The following is a 19,649-nucleotide window of genomic DNA, read 5'->3' as shown; positions in this document are numbered from 1 at the left end:
GTAATTAGAATGTTGGATATCCCCAAGGGGCTGAATTTAACTGATTTCGTAGTGGTGTTGTTCTACCTTGTGCTAATCCTTTTCCTAAATTCATTCCAAGATTCGCTAACTGTTGACTAGAAGTTTGTCCAGTTACATTAGGTAACGTAATATTGACATACATATCTCCTGATTGAACACTAAAGTTTGAATGTGTACCTTTACTTGTTAGATAATCATACTGAGACATAACCTGTACGCCTTCAGGAAGATTAAATGTTCCACCCATTTGTGCTCTTAACTCTTGGTGGATACCAATCTGTGCTTGTAAAGATTGTTTTGTCAATTCTCGAATATCTTTCATGATTTGTTCGTATTCAGATGAACCTTCTTCAAACTTACCACTATTTCGCTCTGCAATTCTGACCGCTAAGGTCTTATCTATAAGTGATTTACGATCTTGTAATTCTCTTACTCTTAAGTCACGTGCTAAGAAACTATCATCTCCTATACTTGGTCCAAAATTCACACGTTCCTGCATGTACTTAATTTCCAAATCATCCATATTATTACCAAAATCATGTCTCCAAGCTGTAAGCCTTTGAATTCTTAAATTTTTAACTTCTAATTCAGCACTTGCGATTTGTTGACTCAATCCTTGAATAGTATCTTGTAACTGACCATCTGGATCTGCTAACTGTTGGGATTGCAGATTTGCCAGTTTACTTTTCATTTCTCCAATCATTGATTGGCTTGAAACAATCTGTGAATCAATATAAGTAGGACTCTCTGTGTTCATGCTAATAGCACTTAATGTATCCTTATACTGTTTCTTAGCCTGAGCTCTAGAAAATCCTTTCTGAGTGTCGTTAATATAAAATTCCGTTTTAATACGTTGTGCTTCAATTTGTTTTTTCTTATCTTCTAGGTCAAATTCAGCTTTTAATTTCTTTTCTTTGTCCTTACTCCGTTCAACAGATTCTTTAATTTTTTTATAATCAGCCGTCTCTACCTTTTCTCTAGTTTCTGGGTCCACAGTATACCTTTCCCCATTTCTTTCCAATTCTTCCAACTCTGCCTCTCGCCCTCGAGTAAAGTTATGAAGCTCGTCCATCTCTTTTTTGTAAGCTTCTCGCTCTTGTTGAATTACTTGTAACCTAAGTTTCATATACTCTTTTGAGTCAGCTTTCACACCATCTAGAAGGGCGGTAATTAAGTTAAGTTCTCCCTTATTACTGGCAACTTTCTGGCTCTCTTGAATACGAGATTTTAAATCATCATAAGAAAAGTAATCATATTGACCCTCATCTATCATTTTATTCTCCCAAGCTTTACGAGCTTTTTCTGCTTCATCCCTTCGCATATTCTGCTCTGATTCAGAGATGGCCGATTTCCTATATTGATCTATAAACTCTTCTTTTTCCAATTGCTGCTTCTTAGCATACATTCCAGATTGATTTAAATACGATTGTGTTAAATCTGTTAAAGATGCTTTTGAATAATTTCCATCTTGACCTTTAGATTTTGCATCATTTGCCCTTTTTTCATTCTCTTTTTCTAAAGCTTCTTTCCAATTCGACGTTCCATATTCTCTCTTTATCCAATTCTCAAAATTCCCTTTAAATCCCCCTTTTCCGCCTAAAAATTCTTGACCTAATCCCACATCAAAACTATCTACGTCGGGGTGTCCTGGTGAAAAAGTATTTGTAATTTTATTCCATGCCAATCCGGCTTGTCTTAGAAATCTACTCCCCTTACCTTCATCTTCTTCATATTTAACATATGCTTCAGCGGCACCTGCGGTTTGATTATGATAATCTCGTATTTTTTCTTGCTTGGTCGTTAAACCAAAGCTCTCAGCAGAATTCGTTAAAACATCACCAACAGCGGTTGCAATAGCTAATTGTTTAGCAAATCTTCCTACGCTGCGTGCAAGTCCCATAATAGCCCCACCAGCTCCTCTTGTTCGCTGTGGGATAGTATCAAGAAAATCAAGAAAACCCTTCATTCTATTTTTTGATGCACCTTCAGCTTCATCAGCTACCTTTTTTACGGCACTTGATAAATCCCTGTACGCAGTGGTACTTTGTCTTGTTTGTATAGTAGCCTTTCGGTTACTAGCCTCATATTCATCGAGTGCCTTATTAAGCCCATCCATATTATTTATCGATTTACCTACGCTTTGATAGTTTTGATCTAGATATGTCTCAAATCCAATACGTTTTTGATCATCCATTTGAGCTAAACGACCAGCCGTTGATTTTTGATTCTCATTCATACTGTCAAAGTTAGTCCTATTTGATAAGGTATTCACTAAATGCTCTGAGAAATTTGTGGTAAAAGCGTCTGTTAATAATTTACTTTGGGTAAGGTTGCGAGCATTATAGGCTGAACGAGTATGTAATTCATCAGCTGTTAATTCTTTCTTTTCACCCATATAATAGCCTTTAGATTCATCCATGATGCTAAGGAAATCGGCCATATTTTCAGCTTTTCCACCATGATCTTTTACATATTCTTTTATCTCATTCTTTCTATCCTCTTTTAAATTTGCTAATTCTTCAAAATAACTTTTTAACGTATCATTTTTCATAGCCGCACGATAGAATTTTTTGTTATTTACTTGATTACGTAAATCTTGGCTCTCCCCCAAAACATGATCATTTAAAAAACCTACCGCTCCGTCCACTTTACGATTTGTAAAAGATGTACCACCAAAGAATTTGTTTTCCATAGTGGCTTTCTTGTAATGCTCTTCATAATTACTCAATTGACCTAATCGTTTGACTCCATGAATAGCACCAAAACCTACCAAGGCATTACCTAAAATCGTAATTAACTGCGCAAATAGCCCTGCATGTTTCTCCATTCCCTGGGCTAAGTTTGTAATAATTTTTGCTAAAGTTTGAATCTCTGGATTTAGCGCATCTAATACTGACACTAATGCATTATTAACAGATACCCCAGCTCTTTCCATTGTCACTGAAGGTGATTTCATCGTTACCGCAATCATTTCTTGAAGGCGTGCAGGATCTTTTTTAAATTCATTAATTTCTTGCTTAATTTTCCAATACGATAAATCCTTACTGTTATTTATCCCCGCTTTATGCATGGTCTCTAAAAAGGACATCAGTTTTGGTGGCTGGTTTGCCCCACCTTCTCCATACAGAATGGATTTTACTTTATCTTCTCCAATATATTTATTTTTGCTTGCTTTCGCAGTGTCTGATAGGATATCAATGAAATTCCGACGTACTTTCATACCACTTTCATTTTTTTCAAATACCTTTACACCATAATTTTCTAATTGCTTAGAAACAGATGGTAAAGTAATACGTTCTGCAATCGTTTTTAAGGCTGCACCTGCATTCTCCCCTGTTTCTCCTGAACTTTGAATTGCTAATGCATTTAAAGCCACAGCATCTTCTGCATTCACTCCCACTGAATGGAGTGCTGTACCCGATTTTGACATAGCCTTCATAATATCTTCAGTAGTCGCTTTAGTTTGACTCGTAGCAACAGCAAAAGAGTTAACTACTCCATCCAACTCCCAGACAGATAATTTGAACTGTGCCATAATTGTCTGTAATCCTGGAGCAATTGTTTCAACCAAATCTGATTTGTTATCTAAACGATAAACTTTAGAAGCTTGATCAACAAATTGTCGTGCAGATTGTTTATCCCCTGTAACACCTGATGCTATACCAGCTACCTTAGACATTCTTTCGTAATCAATACCGTAAAGAGTGGATAAATCACGTACATTATTCATTAGATTTCCAGTATCATTATCTAATTTTAGCCAATCTGTATTTCCATTTTTGTTTTTATATTCAGGTTTCAAAGAGAAGTTTTGTGTAATCTTTAACTGTTCTAACTGAGCAATTTTAAAGGTTTCCATTGCTTTAGATATTGCAGCCATCGGATCTAGCATTGAGCCCGAAGCAAGGCTCCTAACTTTTTTGGTAACCGCTCCAGCCATTCCAAACCCATCAAAAGGATTGTCTTGTTTTGTGGATTTACTTGTACTAGAATCGCTATTATTTTTATTTGTATTACTATGATTTGATCCACTTGAGTTATTTAAAGTATTAGCACTATTTCCTGCAATAAAGCCTAACTGTCTATTACTATTCGCCTTTTGAGGGTTAGTATTAATTTCTAGAATTTCATTCCTTATATGTGCAAACTGCTTATCAACGGACTCCTTAATTTTTTTAATAATTTGCTTGTTCAGCTTGTTAATTTCACTAGTTAAATATTGCGTAACATTAGAATGAGGTTCAAAGTCCACAGCTCTTACTGATTGTTTCAGTGACATCATTATTTTATTTGTTCCTGCAGTTAACTTTTTATTAATTGTATTTTCCATACCTTCAAACTGCCTTTTTAAAGCATATCCTCTTAGAGATCCTCGATCCACAGAATGAAAAGTATGAGCTAACTCGGCTGGAGAAACACCTAAATCATTTGCAATATACCTTTGAAGTTGTTTAGATATATTTTTCATAGGTACTTCTACAGATTTGAGATCAATCTTTTGAAGCCCTCCTCGTATGCCTTTTATATAATTTTCTATTAAACTGTCAATACGTTTAGCTGTTTTTATAATCTCGCTATCAATGCCATTCTCTTCGCTAATAACACCTTCGAAATCAAATTTTATAGAATCTTTTATTTTCCCTCTTACTTTTTTCGTTAATTCAGATAAATCTTTCGATGAAATTGTTAATGTCTGTCCTTCAATAGCAACCTCAGGGTTCAGTAAAATAGGTTTTAATTGATTTTTAATACTTACTAAAATTTGCTTAACCGTTCCCTTAGAAATATCTAATTTAAGTCCACTCAAGTTATCTGCATTTACTAAATCCCCCCCATTTTCGCGAATGGAATTTACTAATTGTTTAATTTGATTACTAATTAACTTAGAGATTTCTTTATTAATTTTATTAAATTCATCTTTTCCAACTGGTACTACGCTATTATTCATAGCAGAATCCATATTAATGTTTATATTTTTGATCATCTTTACAATCGTTTTATTTAACTCTTTATCTACTTTAGACATCAATTGTTGAACGGTTTCTTGTTTAATACTTAAAGGTGCTGACCCAACTGAAGATAAAGTAATACCATTTGCTTGGACGATATTATTTAATTCTTGCTCAAGTTTTGCTCTAAGGTTGCTTCCCGCTGCCTTAGATGTCTGAGCCGATAACGAAGATAAAGAGTTTTTCATAGCATCTATACGTTTTTCTATACTACCAAAACGATGATCTAGCTGTTCCAACTGTACTCCAAACTCTTTCATATTTTTTATTGACTTATCAAACTCTAGTGCAATAGTAGCACCAATATTTTGATTATTGACTGTCACTTATTTCACCTTCCTTTTACATAATAAAATCCCGCCCTATCCTCAAATAAAAAGGAAGGGCAGGATTATTTATTAGAGAATACCTGCTAACCACTCCATGTCATCAGCATTTGCAACCTCATATCCGTCAATTACTTCTTTTCCATCACTATATTTTAGATTATTCTGTTCGGCAGCTTGAGCTGAACCGCCCCCAAATAACCCAGTGAAGGACATTGAATGTACCTTAACTGTAAACTCTATATGCTTATGGCATTTCTTTAAGTAATAGTTTAACTGAGGTAATGTCAAATCCCATATATCCTGTTTTTTCATCCCCAGGTAGTGACCTAAGTTAAAGAAAATCTCTGCCCAATCAACGTAGGCATTTTCGTCATATTCTTTTTCTTCTTCCTCAGAGTCTATAAAGACTTTTTTAAGCCATTAAGTCCAATCATAATATCTATAATTTCTTTAGCTGTTACAATATCAATATAATCCCCTAAATAATGAGCTGAAATTTCTTTATAATACGGTTTAAAGCCCATCAATAGGACCTCTAATAGTTCATCATAACTATCATTACCTGTTTCATCTGCAATTAAATTAGCAATAATGACACCTGTATCAATTGTATTCAACTTTTTCATTAGGTTTTTAGCATCTTTTAATCCTAAAGGAGGGATAGCATAGGTTTTTCCATCACGTAATGTTACCTTTTCATCCTCTTCGAAGAATACTTTTTCAATAAACTCTGATTCCTGCTTAGTTAACTTTATTTCCTCTTGTTTATTAGGTTCTTGCTTTTCAACCTTCTCCTCTGCTTCCTCTACAAGAGTAGGTTCCTCGATAGCTTCTTCTCTACTTGGAATTGCTAAATTACGTTCACTCATTTAATCTCCCCCTATATTACTCTATTACCCCTTATTAAATTTATAGAGGACGCAAGGAAGGGGATCACCTAAACGACCTCGTAACTAATATAAGAATTTATGTGTTAAATGTAACAACCTTACGAAAAAAGGTTTAAGTGATAGATATTTTTATAATCCATTCTCACCTTATCTAAAATGTTTAAAAATAAATTAATAAAAAAGAGGATACATAGGTATCCTCTTCTCTAATTAACAAACATCGCCACTTTTTTCAATTTGATAACGCTTAATAGAACCTAAACGACTGTCTGTACGTTCCCCATCAATAACTGTAAGTGTAATACTATGAGTCGCTGCTGTTTGTCGTGCTGTGTCTAATGTAAAGTTAGATTTCACTCGGCAAGAATATAGTTCAACTTGGTAACCTTGAATGCTACCATCCATTTGTTCAAAATGTCCATCATGAACAACAGATACTGTAAGAGGGAAATCACGAGAACCAATTGCCATTACATCTACAACCTCTGGGCGCTTGTAGTTCACATAAATTTGCTCTCCTTCAAGATAATCATTAAACTTAATCTCCCCTGTAGAAGGATCAATTGTATACTCACCTTTTGCAGGATTAGTTGTTACTTTTTTAAGTAATTTATTCTCTTTTACTAATCTTACAGATACATGCTCTGTCTTAGAAGAAGCTGAACCTAAAGATCCACCAAATAGAGGATTCTTAAGAGTCACTAGTCCACCTTTAACATCATGACGTTCTTCTAATACCCATACGAAACCATCAGGATCGATAGATGATGATGCCACAGGATAATAAACTACTACAGTATCACCTTCAACCGCACCACCTTTTAGTGTTACAGCTGATCCATTTACTGTAATTGCTGATTCTGGTACAAATGAACCTGCAACTTGGTTGAAAATCTGTACTTTAGGTGCTCCGCTACCTGTTAATACTGGACTAGATAATTTAATAGAAACAGGTTCAGTATCGCCAGCAATTGTTACTGTTTCATTTTTCAATTCATAGGCTAAGCCGCTAACTCCTTCTCGAAGTTTTGCCCCTAACACAAGACGTACCATGTTTAAATCAAATTTTGCATCCTCTGCAGTAATATCAATTACCTTTTTACGTAGTAGTGTATCAATAGGTGCTGAAGAGTCTCCCCCTTCAATATCAACCATATCCAACTGCACATCAAGACGCATATTCGCCATATGACCTAGTGTAATTAATTCATCACACCCTGGAATTTTAGCCATAAATTTACCTGCACCTTTAATAATCATTTTCTTATTCTTACTGTTAAACTTGTCAAATTGTGACATTAACTACACCCCTCAATTTCAAAAATAAATTCAAATCTAGTGAAATACTTATAAGAGTGTTCTATTTCACTTGCAACCTCTGCAGATCCTACATACTGACCCTTGAAAAATACTCCTTTAAATAACTGCAGAGATTGATTATCGAATAATTGATTTATTCTATCTGCAAGGTCTAATGCCAATTCCACATCATCATTTGTGTAGATATCGAAGTCAAATGTTATCACATGAATATTATTGTTTCGTTCCTTTTGAACAAATGACTTGTAAAATGCAATTAAAGGAATTTGGTTGTTTAGTGCCTCTTTAGGAGACATACGCTTTTGTATGTGCATTTCATTTTCCATATCTACTGTAATATTATTAAGACCCATACATTTACGTATTACACTATCTTCTCTCAATGTCTTATGTATGCAAGCATAAACATCAGTGATACGTGGAAAGAACAACTCATCACACCCTCTTGTAAGTATTTGCAGTAACAATATAAGAAAATCACAATGAAAATTTAACATCACTTAGAATAAATTTAGTCAAACTCTATCTCACCCCATAATTACTCTTAACAAAATTAATTTTTTACACTTAGCTTCTATTAAGCTCTCACGTACATTCTTAACTATTGAATTGACATGATCAAAGATTTTCTTATTTATTCTTCAATTAACAAATTAGCAATTCTATTAAAGAAGTACTTGTCATTTAACATAAAACATGTAAACGATTTATTTCTCTGAATTTGTTTATAAATTACACTAAATAATTAAATCCACTTTGAAATTGATGGAATTCAATATAAAAATAATGGTTTTAAATATTTTTAGTTTCTAAAATGAGATAGTATTGAATCTATTTTTATAACAAATAATCATTATTAAATAATAGATAATAATTTATTAATAATATTATTTAGCTTTAATATGATGGATTCAGCTTTTACCTTTAAATTAAATGCTGCAATTTATACATTGTGATTCAGCAACAACCTTTAAACTAATAAGTCTCTTTACAATTCACTTGCAACTATAGTTACTTAAATTTCGATAACTATAGGGAGGTGATATCTTGAATTTACATAAAGATAGAAAGTTAAACACTACTGATATAAAAAAATATTTTTCATTTTTATACAATGATAAACAGATAAGAGCTGTCCTTACTACAAGTAATCAATTCTTATTTGTTGGATACGATATTGGGAAAAATGCAATTGGAATAAAAAATCCTTATAGCTTAATCGAAAATATGGACAAACGCTCTAAATGCAGTGCTGTAATTACCTTTAATCAGGATATTAACCCTCAACGCTATATTTTAGTTGATTTAGAGGGACTCCACCATATGGTCTATAGAGCCAGAAAAGTTAAGGTTAATAGATTAGATTTTATTCATTGGGCCATATCTTTAGAAAAAATATACTTTAATTCATTTCATTATGTTAGCTTTTACTGGGGTAACTATCTTTCAAATGATTTATTAAATATCCCAGCTAAATATTAATTATTTTGTAACCCTCAACTTTCTAACAACTTATTACGACTTTTAAATAGGAATTGGAGGTGAGATAATGAATTTTGATATAAGTATAAGCCTGTTGCTATTTATATCCTTAGGGGTACGCGCATTTTTATTTGAAATAAAATTTCAGTACACACGTGAAAAATTACGTAGTATTCATGAATTGTTTGAAATTTTTTTAGACTGTTCTTTTTGTAATGGCTTTTGGACTGGTTTTTTTGGTTATGTAATTGTAAATGGTATTGATATTATTCTAATACCATATGCTATTTTAGTTGGTTCTTCCTCATACTATTTAACGCTATTTGTTAAGAGTCTTACACAAAGAAATTAAGAAACACAGTTTATGTCCTTTATTTCTTAAATTATCCATTCTACATCTTTATCTACTTAACCCTACTAAACTTTAGTAGGGTTTTATTCACTATTCTTATTATTTCTATCTCTATACAAATTCCCAAACAAAAAAATTGTTCAAAATAGCAAAGTACATTTTGTACTGTACCTTGTTTACGCAACTAAAACAATAAATAAGACGACTATTAAAATATCTATCACCTTTAGAAATGGAGTGAACAATATGATTTTCTTTTCAAGTAAGCACCGAATTAAAGATCTTTCTTTCCTAAATAAACTTTGGATGACACCCGTAGCTTATGGACTAAAATATCTTGCCGGAACTGTAATATACATTGCAGATAAATTTGATGAAAAGGTAAGATTTGAAATCCTAAAAAGACATATCTAAAACGGAGGAAATGAGAAAATAAAAAGAGGATTTATTCACTTTAAGAAAGGTTATAACGAATTGATAAAGGCCACTTTAAATTCCTGCCATCATGCAATGAATTAAAAAACATTTATAAATCCTTTCTTGAAAACTTTAGTCAGGGAGATATTATTCCTATAAACTATACAGGATAGTATTAGGTATCGCGGTGATTTCAAGTATAATTACGGAATTAAAAAGTTTAAAATTGCGTTAGTAAGAAAGAATCACTCTAAGGATATTTTTACTAACGCAATCTTACTTATTTTCGAAAAAATATTTTAACAATCTATAAATAGATTTTCTACCTAAAACATCGTATTATCATTAGCTGCTTCACTTGGAATCTCTTGAATTACATCCCAGTGTTCGACAATCTTTCCATCCTTTATACGGAAAATATCCACTATAGCAACTCCCTTATCTTGAGAGTGAGTACGAGAATGTACATGAAGAGAAACTGTATCTCCTTCAGCTACTACACGTTTAATTTCTGCAAAAGAATTAGGGTTCTTAACAAAATCCTCCTTAAAGAAATCCATGAAAGCTTTTCGTCCATCAGCTACAAAAGGATTATGTTGCTTGTAATCCTCACTTACATATTTTTAGTAAAAAAACTCATAGTTGAATTTAATGTATCTAATTCCTTTTATTATCAGAATAAGCCTTTACAACAACTATTTATTATTTATTATTTTGCATTTCATTAATTCTATAGTTTCTTTAATACACTTACCATTATCCATTGTTATATCTAATTTCTATTTAAAACCCTTCTTTGTAAGTTTACACCTATGTATCGTGTTAAATTGTGTGTGGCAAGATAAAACAAGCTTTTAAATTTAATTATTGTTAGGTAGCTTCTACAGTATGATATTATCAAACAATTAGTTATACATATAAAAAAGGTTTCCTGCCTTGTAACAGGAAACCTTTTATGTATTATTAACCTATAAACCTAAAATTTCAACAATCTGACGTGCCTTAGCATTATCTATATAATAATGCATCTCTAACCCTCTTCTTTCTGAACGGAGTACGGTTCTCCTCAATTTTGATAAATGTTGTGAAACAGTGGATTGGGGGAGTCTTAATATTTCCGTTAATTGTGTAACATTACACATTTTATGATGCATTAATTCATTTACAATTTGTAATCGAACAGGATGTGCCATTACTTTTAATACATCTACATCGTCTTCGTGGATTTCAGCTAGATTTCTTTCAGATATTAATGTTATCATTTTGCATTCTCCTTTATTATTAATTTCTATTTTCCTTTTATCCTTATAATTAATACTTATAGCCGATTACCATTTGTCCTGTTGAGAAAATATATTCTCTTTTTAAAACAAAAAGGACACCAATTCATTAAAACGTTTTTTATCGCTTTAATGAATTGGTGCCCTCTAATCTTTTGAGCAAAATATATCTTATTTTAAAGGATATTTTCAGTTCCTTCTTTCTCACGTCTAGTAAAATTTTGTATTTTCTTTAAAATTCATATTAAGAATATTCTTCAAATCCTGAAAGTATAAGTTTGCGGTAAACTTATGCTTTCTATCATATTCCACACCAATTAAGATAGTTAACACTATTAACATAGCGCTAAATATCTTAATTGAATATTAGTAATAGTGAATCTACATATTATCAATTCACTTTATATTAGATATATGTAAAAATAATAACATGATAAGCTTTTTCAAATTTTTCTCCTGATAAAGATTTGAAAATAGCATTTCAATACTCTCCTTACTGTTAATATGCCTAGAAAAAGAACCCCATAGGGTTCTTTTTCTGTTCATTCCCAAAATCTCATAAAAAAAAGGAAAGGGATATCTCCCCTCTTCACCAATAAAATCGAACATCTTTACACTTAAGGAAGGGCATACATTCATCAAGAGATGAAATGAACAATAATAGTTCACCTAGTGAATTATAACACAAACCCAATTCCATTAATAGATAATATTAACATTTATAGGATAATTGTTACAGAATTGTTAAACATCTTAATATTAAAAGGCTTTATATGTATGTAAATTGAAAGTGGATAGTGTAAGAATAAAATATAAGGGGGATATATCATGTTTAACAAAAAACAAATATTCGTAACAACGGTAACAGTTTTAACACTAGGATGTGGATTTACATTCGGATTAACACCGGCCTTTGCAGATTCTAACAAGATTTCCGCCAACAATATTCCTGTTCATTCTATTCAGAACCAAGAACAAGAACCTTTTACTGGATATGTCATTTCAGTAGAGAACAATTATTTAGTAGTTGCAGCTACGTCTACAAAAGATGAAGCTCTTGCTTATCAACATGATTGGTGGGATCTAGTTTCTCAAAATAAGATTTTAAGGGTCCCTGTTTCAAGTGGTGAAAACTACACATTAGGTGAGAAATTAAATGTATATGCAGCTGCATGGACTAAATCCCTACCACCAATAGCTGTTATGCCCACAATTGAAAAAGTATTTCATTAAATTATATTTAAAATTAAGAAGGGCATCATTCTAATTAGAATGATGCCCTTTATCTCACCAACTTTTTTCTCTTATTAATAAAGCTGTCTAGTGATAAATAAGAAATGGTTACAGCAAGAAAATCCCATAGCCTTTGTTTAATAACTGATTTACCTTTTAGAAAAAGCTCTTCTCATTATTCAAATAGATCTTTAAGATTCCATAAAAGATCATTTCAAAGAGCATTATATAAAAATTGAGCATACTGTTCACGAGTTGCTGTCATAAATGGAGCAAATTCCCCTATCTCTACTCCTGCTAAAATATAATTAGAGTAAACTACACTAATTTCTTCTTCTACCCAAAAGTTAGCAGGTATACCTTTAAATTAATGCGGAGCTTTCACACTGTAGGGAAAAGCATTTTTAATTATTTGTTCCATCTCCGCGCGTGTAAACGTACCTTTTGTCCTAAGATTTCCTTTTTTGTCTCCTTTAAAAATCTCTAACTCTGTCACCGTCAAAATTTCTTTTAAAAACATTGTTGAGTTTTCATTAATATCATGATAAAGATTAGCAAATGACGACTTCCCTTGAATATGTAGTATCTGATCATCTTTCACATACCCCTTCAAATGTGCTCGATAAAGTAGTGCATCTACTTGTTCACAGGTACATTATATCCCAAACCAAATATACCATCTCCGTATCCTACAATAACATTTCCCTCGTTAGATAAATTATATATTGCATAAATGACCAATAATCCATTGGCACCTCATCAAACAGAATTCGTTTCGCTTTTACTTCAGCAAAACCTGTACCAGTTAATAGTCTCCCTATAATCGTATTGCCCTTAACACTTTTTCACTCTTGTTATTCTGTATATTATAATTTTATAAAAAATTATACACATATTTCATAATTAATGTTAATATAAAGATATATAGATTTTATTATTAGTAATTTATAACAGGAGATGAAAAGATGAAAGGACTTGAATTTTCAACCAGCCTATTATTCTTTTGGATAAAAGGCAGAGTAGACGTTGATAATAGGTTTGTAAAAACCAACTTATCAAACACATTATTTGGTTTTATTCCTGCTGGTAAAGACCAACAAAACATTCCTCTAAAAAATATTTCTGGAGCAATGTTATCTACCAAGTATTTCTTTAAACCAATGATTTTAGGAATACTAATTTTCTTATTTGGATTAGGTACTTTAAGTGATAGTTTTATTGGTGGATTAATTTTACTACTATTAGGTATTGGAATTGCGGGTAGCGGTATCCAGACAATATTAAGAATTGAAAAAGCAGGAACACCTTATTATATTAGTGTCCCATTTTTTGAAAAAGAAAAAATGCAATTATTAAATGATATTATACAAAATGCTTTAGCAGACGACACAGACAAAACAGATTTAAATTTATTCTTCGATAAAAAATCACAATAAATATTATTATAGTTAAAATAAAACCTTATAATATAATTATATTATAAGGTTTTTTAAGTTAATCTAGCACAAGTTATTCTCAATAAAATTCTACTTTTACCTTCTCTTCTTGTAAAATTTATATGAATTCCCATCCCATCTCGCCTTTTACAAAATAATTTTTTATTTCTCAACATAAAATGATTAGAATTAAATTCCTAATCATAGTACCTACAGTTGTCAATTATCCTCCCTTTTTGAAAGGTCCTATCTTTAATGACAAGTCCATTCAAATTTTCCTAACCTAAAATATCCTCTCTATTTCGTTTTCTCTTTAACCCCAATAGTATATATCCTCTTTTAATCTATTATATTCAAGTTACATGCCTCCATTTAGAGATGCTAAATTAACAAATATCTACTAAATGTCTATTAAAAACGCATATTACAATCGTTATCCAGAACCCAAAATACAAACAGATAAAGTACTCTTATTTCCTATTAGTGGCTATATCAGCGTAATTGTCTCTTGTCAGAAGATCCTATAATATTATGTACAACGAAATTAATTTTTTACTAATAAATTGGTGGGTGATATAAGTAAATCCACCTAACGCATCATCAGCAATCTACGTATTAACGGATTTATTCTAAGTAGATTAAAATGAGAGATTGATATCAAATTTACAAAAGGAAAAGAGAACGTTTAATTTGATTAATGTTATAAAACATATAAAGGAGGTTAAAACGTGGTACTCTCAAGACAAGATTCCTGGACTAACGATAAAGATTTACTTCTCACATCAACAGTACTCCAGAATATTCGTAACGGTGGAACACAGTTAACTGCATTCAAGGAAGTAGCAAAGCTACTAAATCGGACACCTGCAGCTTGTGGATTTCGCTGGAATTCATACGTGAGAAAACAATACCAAGAGGAAATACAACAAACAAAACAAAATCGAGAAGTGGGAAACAATATTTCTCCCTCTCAACAAAAAAGAAACATACTCTTTATCTATGACATTAGATGATATTATTCTCTTTCTACAAAATTATAAAAAAACATATGAATTTACAAACTTACAAAGTCAAATAAAAACTTTAGAGACAGAAAATCATTCCCTTCTACAACGTGTAACTATGTACGAAGAAGAGTATCGTATGTTACTTAATCATATTGATAAGACAAGAAGTCTAGTTGAAATTAATTAAATAAAGTAGCAAATTACTTTTATACACTTAAGTCGTCACCTAAAAAACTCACTATATATAAATTAAGTTTAAACACTAATAAATAAAGTGCACGTTTACTATTAATAAACGTGCACTTTATTTAATCCTTAAAACATAAAATTTAATTTTCAACTTATTAACAATATTAAAATTAAGATGTTTGTTTTATAGGTATTTGTTTACTTCTATTCTCAATAAGTCTATCTAATAGTAAGTAAACAAATCCAGAAATAATACAACCCACACCTAAGATTGTAAATAACATATGTCCTAAAAGCTGATCCAGTAATACACCGCCTAGAAGAGGTCCAAATACATTACCTGTAATCCATTGCAGATTAGCCGCCCCCATATAAGTCCCCCTCAAATGTTCTGGAGCTATATTAGCGACGAATGTCATTTGGACAGGTGACATAATCATTTCCCCTACTGTATAAACTGTATAAGCTATTAATAATGAGCCTAGAATAATTAAATCATTTGCGTCTATTACTTGAAACCACTTTGGTAACCATCCTATTGCTAAAAGGCCAACGCCAAAAAGAATAGCACCATATAGCATTGATTTACCAATTGGTTTGTGAGTTAACCACTTTGAAATAGGAAATTGGAAACATACAACCAATAAGCCATTTAAAGTCATTAAATATGGAAATGGATTACTATTTCCAAAAATCATTGTATCCTCATTACTAAAATGAAGTGGTAACATACCTTCCGATTGTGAGAATCCCATAAATATAATGATTCCCGTCACTATATAGAATAGAAATATTCTATCTCTTATAACAACTCTTAACGTAAATCTTATTGACTGTTTATGTGTTTCCTCATGTATCATTATATTTTTAGGTTTTGTTTCCTTTAGAAACAATAACATTAATATTGTATAAAACAGCATGGTTCCAGAAGTAATCAAAAATATGACATCTTTTGATACAACCACAACTGCTGCACCAATTATAGGGCCTATCGCAGCTCCTATATTATGAGCCATTCTAAGTAATCCATATGCCTCAGTTCTTTTTTCAGGTTCTGTTACATCGGTAACCATTGCAGATGCCGCTGGTTCAAAGAAAGAATTACATAGCCCTAAACCAATAGATAAAATGGCATACCCTATAAAACTATCAATAAACAAAAAAACAAGCATTAGTAGCCCATTACTGGCCATAGAGAGTACCATAGTTGGTTTCCGTCCATAAGTATCCGCTATATGCCCTCCAATTAATGAACCAAAACTCGCCGCAATTGGGGATAAAGCTATAATTATACCTACCTCAAGTAGAGAATCCACTTTATCCTTCAAATATAATGCAAAAAATGGCATTAACATCATCATTGCAATACCATTTAAGGCTTCTCCGATAAAGCGGATCCAGACATTAAGATCCATCCCCTTTAATTCTTTCCATGTACTCCTCATATAGTTACCTCGCCTATGCTCAAAGTATATTTTTATCCCAACAAAAGTTTTACTATATTATTATTAAAATCTAAATTTAGTCGGCTATGCTGAAACCTCCGAAAAAACCTATCTTTTGATAAAGTAATACAAACTTGTCCCTATAATTTCTAGTGCCTCCTGCATACGCTGAGGAGAAATATTTTCTAAAACGGTATCTTGAGGTGTATGGAATACCTTTTCAACATGATAAATTAGGGGATTCCAACTCTCTACATCCATCCAAATAAATAGTGCTGAGGAAATTCCAGCTTCGTAAAATGGTACATGATCACTAGAATCAAACTTTCCAGTTAATACAACCGATTTCCCTAATGCTTTACTAGTAGCTACCGCAGTATTTGTTACTTCATTTTGAGAACCATCTAGTGTCATTGCATATAAGTCCTTAGCCTTTTTGTAACTTGTCGCTATCATATCTGCATTAAAAACCCCTAGAATATGTTTCTTATCTGTTGTAGATAACTGATTAACATAATGGTAAGCACCTAAAGATTCATTTTCTTCTGCTCCAAAGGCTATGAATTGAATTTCTTTATTAGTCTCTATATCTTTAAAATTGTATGCTAACTCTAATAAAAGTCCTACGCCGGAAGCATTGTCATTTGCTCCAGGTGCTCCGATAACACTATCATAATGAGCACTCATTATTGCTACATCCTCATTATCTGTCTTGTATTTGGGCTTTTTTTTCGCAATAACATTTAATGAACTCAAATTCATTTCGTGTTTTGCCTTTAAACTAACTATATTTTTATTATGCACTATCTTATCTTTCATTCTAATTCCCTGATTATAAGCAAGCCCAAATACAGGTATTGATTGTTTCTTTTTTAGAACTGGGTTAAAGGCTTCTCCATAGTTGCCTCTATCCCCAATCGTACTATATAACAATACAGCTTTTGCTCCCTTTTCTGCTGCATACTCAACTTGTTCATTATATTTCTCATACGTATCAGCTTGTTCCAATAATACTATTTTCCCATGAATTGGCTCAGGTGAATTTTTAATATCGTTCTCTTTTCCTATAGAAACTACCGGTCCTACGACAGGATCTTTAGGTATAGATGCATTAGATGCTGCTCCAACTTGCCATTCTTTTTCTCCATTCACACTAAAAGAGATACTCCCAATATATTGATCTGGTACAGGAAAGGCCTGATACTCAACTTCATACCCTAATTTTTTTAATGTATCTCCAATGTATGTAGCTGCTTTATGTTCTTCCTTAGTCCCACTTGGACGTGGACCAATTTTCTCAGACAGAAAACGTGTATGTTCAATAGCTCGACTAGCACGAACCTTATCTGACATGAGAGAACTTTGGTCGTTCTTAGTCATAGCATGTACTAGTATTACATCCTCAGATAAATTACTAAAAAGGAAAAGCAACAAAATCCCAAAAGTTACAATAAGCTTCTTTATAAGAGTTAGTTTTTTCATTTGTCCTCCCTATGATTAAAAAAGATTAATAGTAAAACCTTCCCTCCTAACACACTTACTTAGAAGAAAAGGTTCATTAAAATAATCTCTAACTCAAGTTACATGTAAAAATAAATAAACCGATAGTGCCTTTTATATCTCCAAATAATTCATTTTTGTTTGCATACCAGTAATATTTTTATGAAACCAATTAAGAGTCTCCCATGACCTCTTTCTATTCGTATAATCAGTTTCCTGAACCTCAAATACAATTCCTATGTTTTTATCCAAAGTATTGTTCTTCACTTTTAATAAAGTTTCATGTAATAAACTTTCATCAATAGATCCATTAGCCGGATTCTCTCCCTCATAGCAACGTACCTCACTATAAGGAATCGTTAAATGCTTAAAAGAACTAAAATGAAAATGTTTAATATGATCCATTAAGCTTAAATACTTATGAAAGTCCTTATATTCAATTTCTTCTTGCCTTAATAATTTAGAAATACCTAAACGTGTAAGATAGGTTATAGACCAATGACATATATCCCATGTTATTCCAACTTTAGATAACTCCAAATTAACCAAATCAGTAAAATCTTCGGGATATATAAATATAGGATCAAAATCATCACCCAAGTTTCCAATAATGGGTAGGTTTTCAACACCAATCCATATATCAGTTCCTTTTATTTCTTCATCTAGCATGTTAAAGAACTCTATAATCCTTTTTCTATTATCAAGAAGATTATAGTTTTGAAATTCCGTGACATTCATAAATTGATTAGCATGCACTGTTATACCTGATGCATTATACTTTATAGCAAGGTCAATAAATTCATATAGTTGCTTTTTAATAAATTCATCATTGAGATAGTCTGCATTATCAGTAGGAAAATGCAGCGTTAACAAGGATGGATTAAGGGTTTGCACAAAAGAAAGGACCTCAGAAAACCTTTTTGTATATGAGTTATCAAATAAAGATTTCCCATCAAAAATATTTGCTTCTAATCCATAGCCTTTTTCAACCCATTTTAAGTCAATCTGTTTACTATCTAAACCAAAGAACGGGACCTGTGGTATTAACATATTCTCTTCACCTACCATGTCCCCCTTACTAACATAAATGCCTCAGCCGCTTGGTATCCTGATTTGGCACCCCATACAAATGCGTTATGTCTCATTGCTTCTATAGAGCGTGGATGAGGAAATTCCCTTAACTCAGATTCATAATGTCTCATCGCACTTAATTTCTCCTCCAAATGATCTTCAATATTCACAAAATAATTAGGAAGGAACTTATCTTTTTCATTATAATTCCACTCTGTAGAAGATAAAGTTTCATATGCAAATACCCATTTGATATTAGTATTTGGCAGAGGGCGTGTCGCTGTCATTACTGCTCTGTAAACAACAGTATGATCAATATTTATATCTCCACCATATTGAGTATAAATAATTGTAGGATTTATTTTTTCAATGTGATTTTCAATCTCTTTCACTACATCAAGTAAGGGTAATGTATCAAGACGATTATCAGGGAAATCTAGTCTTGCAAAACTTTTTACACCAAGTGTAGTACATGCCCCCTCTGTTTCTTTATACGATAAGTTCTTAACCTCTAAATCTAGCTCTCTATATTCTTTAGCTCTAGAAGATTTTCCCTCTGCAAGTATTACAACATGTACATCATCACCTTGTTTCACATGTTTCGCTATTGTTCCACCAACACCAATTATTTCATCATCCGGATGAGCAGCAAATATAAGTACATTCAT

The 19,649-nt window shown here is 32.1% G+C and carries 15 protein-coding genes and 2 pseudogenes; 5 read left to right on the top strand and 12 right to left on the bottom strand.

What is annotated here, in order from left to right; all coding sequences use genetic code 11:
- Window positions 1-4: 4 nt before the first annotated feature.
- The 5 genes from C4S65_RS15280 to C4S65_RS15260 all read right to left on the bottom strand — a co-directional run bounded on the left by C4S65_RS15280 (window position 5) and on the right by C4S65_RS15260 (window position 8,000).
- On the bottom strand, window positions 5-5,356 hold the full coding sequence (locus C4S65_RS15280) for a phage tail tape measure protein (RefSeq protein WP_103945282.1): 5,352 nt from the start codon (window positions 5,354-5,356) through the stop codon (window positions 5-7).
- Between the two features lie 72 nt (window positions 5,357-5,428).
- Entirely contained in the window at window positions 5,429-5,647 is a 219-nt protein-coding gene (locus C4S65_RS15275; RefSeq protein ID WP_242488092.1) for a hypothetical protein, read from the bottom strand.
- Window positions 5,648-5,757: 110 nt separating this feature from the next.
- Window positions 5,758-6,228 (bottom strand): hypothetical protein, encoded by a 471-nt coding sequence (locus C4S65_RS15270; RefSeq protein WP_000004089.1) that lies wholly within the window; start codon window positions 6,226-6,228, stop codon window positions 5,758-5,760.
- 231 nt (window positions 6,229-6,459) lie between these two features.
- Complete coding sequence (locus tag C4S65_RS15265; protein WP_000077128.1) at window positions 6,460-7,548, bottom strand: hypothetical protein; 1,089 nt, start codon at window positions 7,546-7,548, stop codon at window positions 6,460-6,462.
- Window positions 7,548-8,000, bottom strand: a complete 453-nt coding sequence (locus C4S65_RS15260) for a hypothetical protein (protein WP_000465972.1) — start codon at window positions 7,998-8,000, stop codon at window positions 7,548-7,550. Before C4S65_RS15260 ends, C4S65_RS15265 begins: the two co-directional genes overlap by 1 nt.
- Before the next feature lie 616 nt (window positions 8,001-8,616).
- On the opposite strand from C4S65_RS15260, the gene C4S65_RS15255 reads away from it, so the two are divergent.
- Together C4S65_RS15255 and C4S65_RS15250 are read left to right on the top strand one after the other, a co-directional pair.
- Window positions 8,617-9,051 carry a hypothetical protein gene (locus C4S65_RS15255; RefSeq protein WP_242488091.1) on the top strand — a complete coding sequence of 145 codons (435 nt, stop codon included), beginning with the start codon at window positions 8,617-8,619 and terminating at the stop codon, window positions 9,049-9,051.
- A 67-nt stretch (window positions 9,052-9,118) separates the two neighbouring features.
- On the top strand, window positions 9,119-9,403 hold the full coding sequence (locus C4S65_RS15250; RefSeq protein WP_001008319.1) for a hypothetical protein: 285 nt from the start codon (window positions 9,119-9,121) through the stop codon (window positions 9,401-9,403).
- A 743-nt stretch (window positions 9,404-10,146) separates the two neighbouring features.
- Here C4S65_RS15250 and C4S65_RS15245 read toward each other — a convergent pair.
- Window positions 10,147-10,443, bottom strand: a pseudogene (locus tag C4S65_RS15245) (ester cyclase); the annotation flags it as partial.
- 345 nt (window positions 10,444-10,788) lie between these two features.
- The gene (locus C4S65_RS15240) at window positions 10,789-11,082 is read right to left on the bottom strand and encodes a metalloregulator ArsR/SmtB family transcription factor (RefSeq protein WP_061665728.1); all 294 of its coding nucleotides are present in this window, start codon (window positions 11,080-11,082) and stop codon (window positions 10,789-10,791) included.
- A gap of 846 nt (window positions 11,083-11,928) precedes the next feature.
- Between C4S65_RS15240 and C4S65_RS15230 the strand changes: the two genes are divergently transcribed.
- Window positions 11,929-12,333: a DUF3221 domain-containing protein gene (locus tag C4S65_RS15230; protein ID WP_000482306.1), complete on the top strand. Its 405-nt coding sequence runs from the start codon at window positions 11,929-11,931 to the stop codon at window positions 12,331-12,333.
- A 367-nt stretch (window positions 12,334-12,700) separates the two neighbouring features.
- On the opposite strand, the gene C4S65_RS15225 is transcribed toward C4S65_RS15230, so the two are convergent.
- A complete protein-coding gene (locus tag C4S65_RS15225; protein ID WP_098838672.1) occupies window positions 12,701-12,934 on the bottom strand; it encodes an S-layer homology domain-containing protein in 234 nt (77 codons plus the stop codon).
- 364 nt (window positions 12,935-13,298) lie between these two features.
- On the opposite strand from C4S65_RS15225, the gene C4S65_RS15220 reads away from it, so the two are divergent.
- Window positions 13,299-13,769, top strand: a complete 471-nt coding sequence (locus C4S65_RS15220; protein ID WP_000677075.1) for a hypothetical protein — start codon at window positions 13,299-13,301, stop codon at window positions 13,767-13,769.
- Window positions 13,770-14,497: 728 nt separating this feature from the next.
- A pseudogene (locus tag C4S65_RS15215) lies at window positions 14,498-14,963 on the top strand (RsfA family transcriptional regulator).
- A gap of 172 nt (window positions 14,964-15,135) precedes the next feature.
- On the opposite strand, the gene C4S65_RS15210 reads toward C4S65_RS15215, so the two are convergent.
- From C4S65_RS15210 to C4S65_RS15195, 4 genes are all read right to left on the bottom strand, one after another.
- Window positions 15,136-16,410 (bottom strand): MFS transporter, encoded by a 1,275-nt coding sequence (locus C4S65_RS15210; protein WP_086406432.1) that lies wholly within the window; start codon window positions 16,408-16,410, stop codon window positions 15,136-15,138.
- A gap of 108 nt (window positions 16,411-16,518) precedes the next feature.
- On the bottom strand, window positions 16,519-17,892 hold the full coding sequence (locus tag C4S65_RS15205) for a M28 family metallopeptidase (protein WP_000737098.1): 1,374 nt from the start codon (window positions 17,890-17,892) through the stop codon (window positions 16,519-16,521).
- A gap of 132 nt (window positions 17,893-18,024) precedes the next feature.
- Complete coding sequence (locus C4S65_RS15200; RefSeq protein ID WP_003308655.1) at window positions 18,025-18,960, bottom strand: hypothetical protein; 936 nt, start codon at window positions 18,958-18,960, stop codon at window positions 18,025-18,027.
- Between the two features lie 11 nt (window positions 18,961-18,971).
- A complete protein-coding gene (locus C4S65_RS15195; RefSeq protein WP_098838673.1) occupies window positions 18,972-19,649 on the bottom strand; it encodes a PIG-L family deacetylase in 678 nt (225 codons plus the stop codon).

The sequence above is a fragment of the Bacillus sp. ok061 genome (assembly GCF_900108285.1).
In the GTDB taxonomy this organism is placed as follows: domain Bacteria; phylum Bacillota; class Bacilli; order Bacillales; family Bacillaceae_G; genus Bacillus_A; species Bacillus_A thuringiensis_S.
This window is presented reverse-complemented; position numbering and strand designations above follow the sequence as displayed.

What these genes read in the sequence shown, in the direction of transcription:
- C4S65_RS15205 (WP_000737098.1), bottom strand. Translation starts at nt 17,892, where the DNA reads ATGAAAAAACTAACTCTTATAAAGAAGCTTATTGTAACTTTTGGGATT.
- C4S65_RS15210 (WP_086406432.1), bottom strand. Translation starts at nt 16,410, where the DNA reads ATGAGGAGTACATGGAAAGAATTAAAGGGGATGGATCTTAATGTCTGG.
- C4S65_RS15220 (WP_000677075.1), top strand. Translation starts at nt 13,299, where the DNA reads ATGAAAGGACTTGAATTTTCAACCAGCCTATTATTCTTTTGGATAAAA.
- C4S65_RS15195 (WP_098838673.1), bottom strand. Translation starts at nt 19,649, where the DNA reads ATGAATGTACTTATATTTGCTGCTCATCCGGATGATGAAATAATTGGT.
- C4S65_RS15200 (WP_003308655.1), bottom strand. Translation starts at nt 18,960, where the DNA reads ATGTTAATACCACAGGTCCCGTTCTTTGGTTTAGATAGTAAACAGATT.
- C4S65_RS15265 (WP_000077128.1), bottom strand. Translation starts at nt 7,548, where the DNA reads ATGTCACAATTTGACAAGTTTAACAGTAAGAATAAGAAAATGATTATT.
- C4S65_RS15250 (WP_001008319.1), top strand. Translation starts at nt 9,119, where the DNA reads ATGAATTTTGATATAAGTATAAGCCTGTTGCTATTTATATCCTTAGGG.
- C4S65_RS15240 (WP_061665728.1), bottom strand. Translation starts at nt 11,082, where the DNA reads ATGATAACATTAATATCTGAAAGAAATCTAGCTGAAATCCACGAAGAC.
- C4S65_RS15270 (WP_000004089.1), bottom strand. Translation starts at nt 6,228, where the DNA reads ATGAGTGAACGTAATTTAGCAATTCCAAGTAGAGAAGAAGCTATCGAG.
- C4S65_RS15230 (WP_000482306.1), top strand. Translation starts at nt 11,929, where the DNA reads ATGTTTAACAAAAAACAAATATTCGTAACAACGGTAACAGTTTTAACA.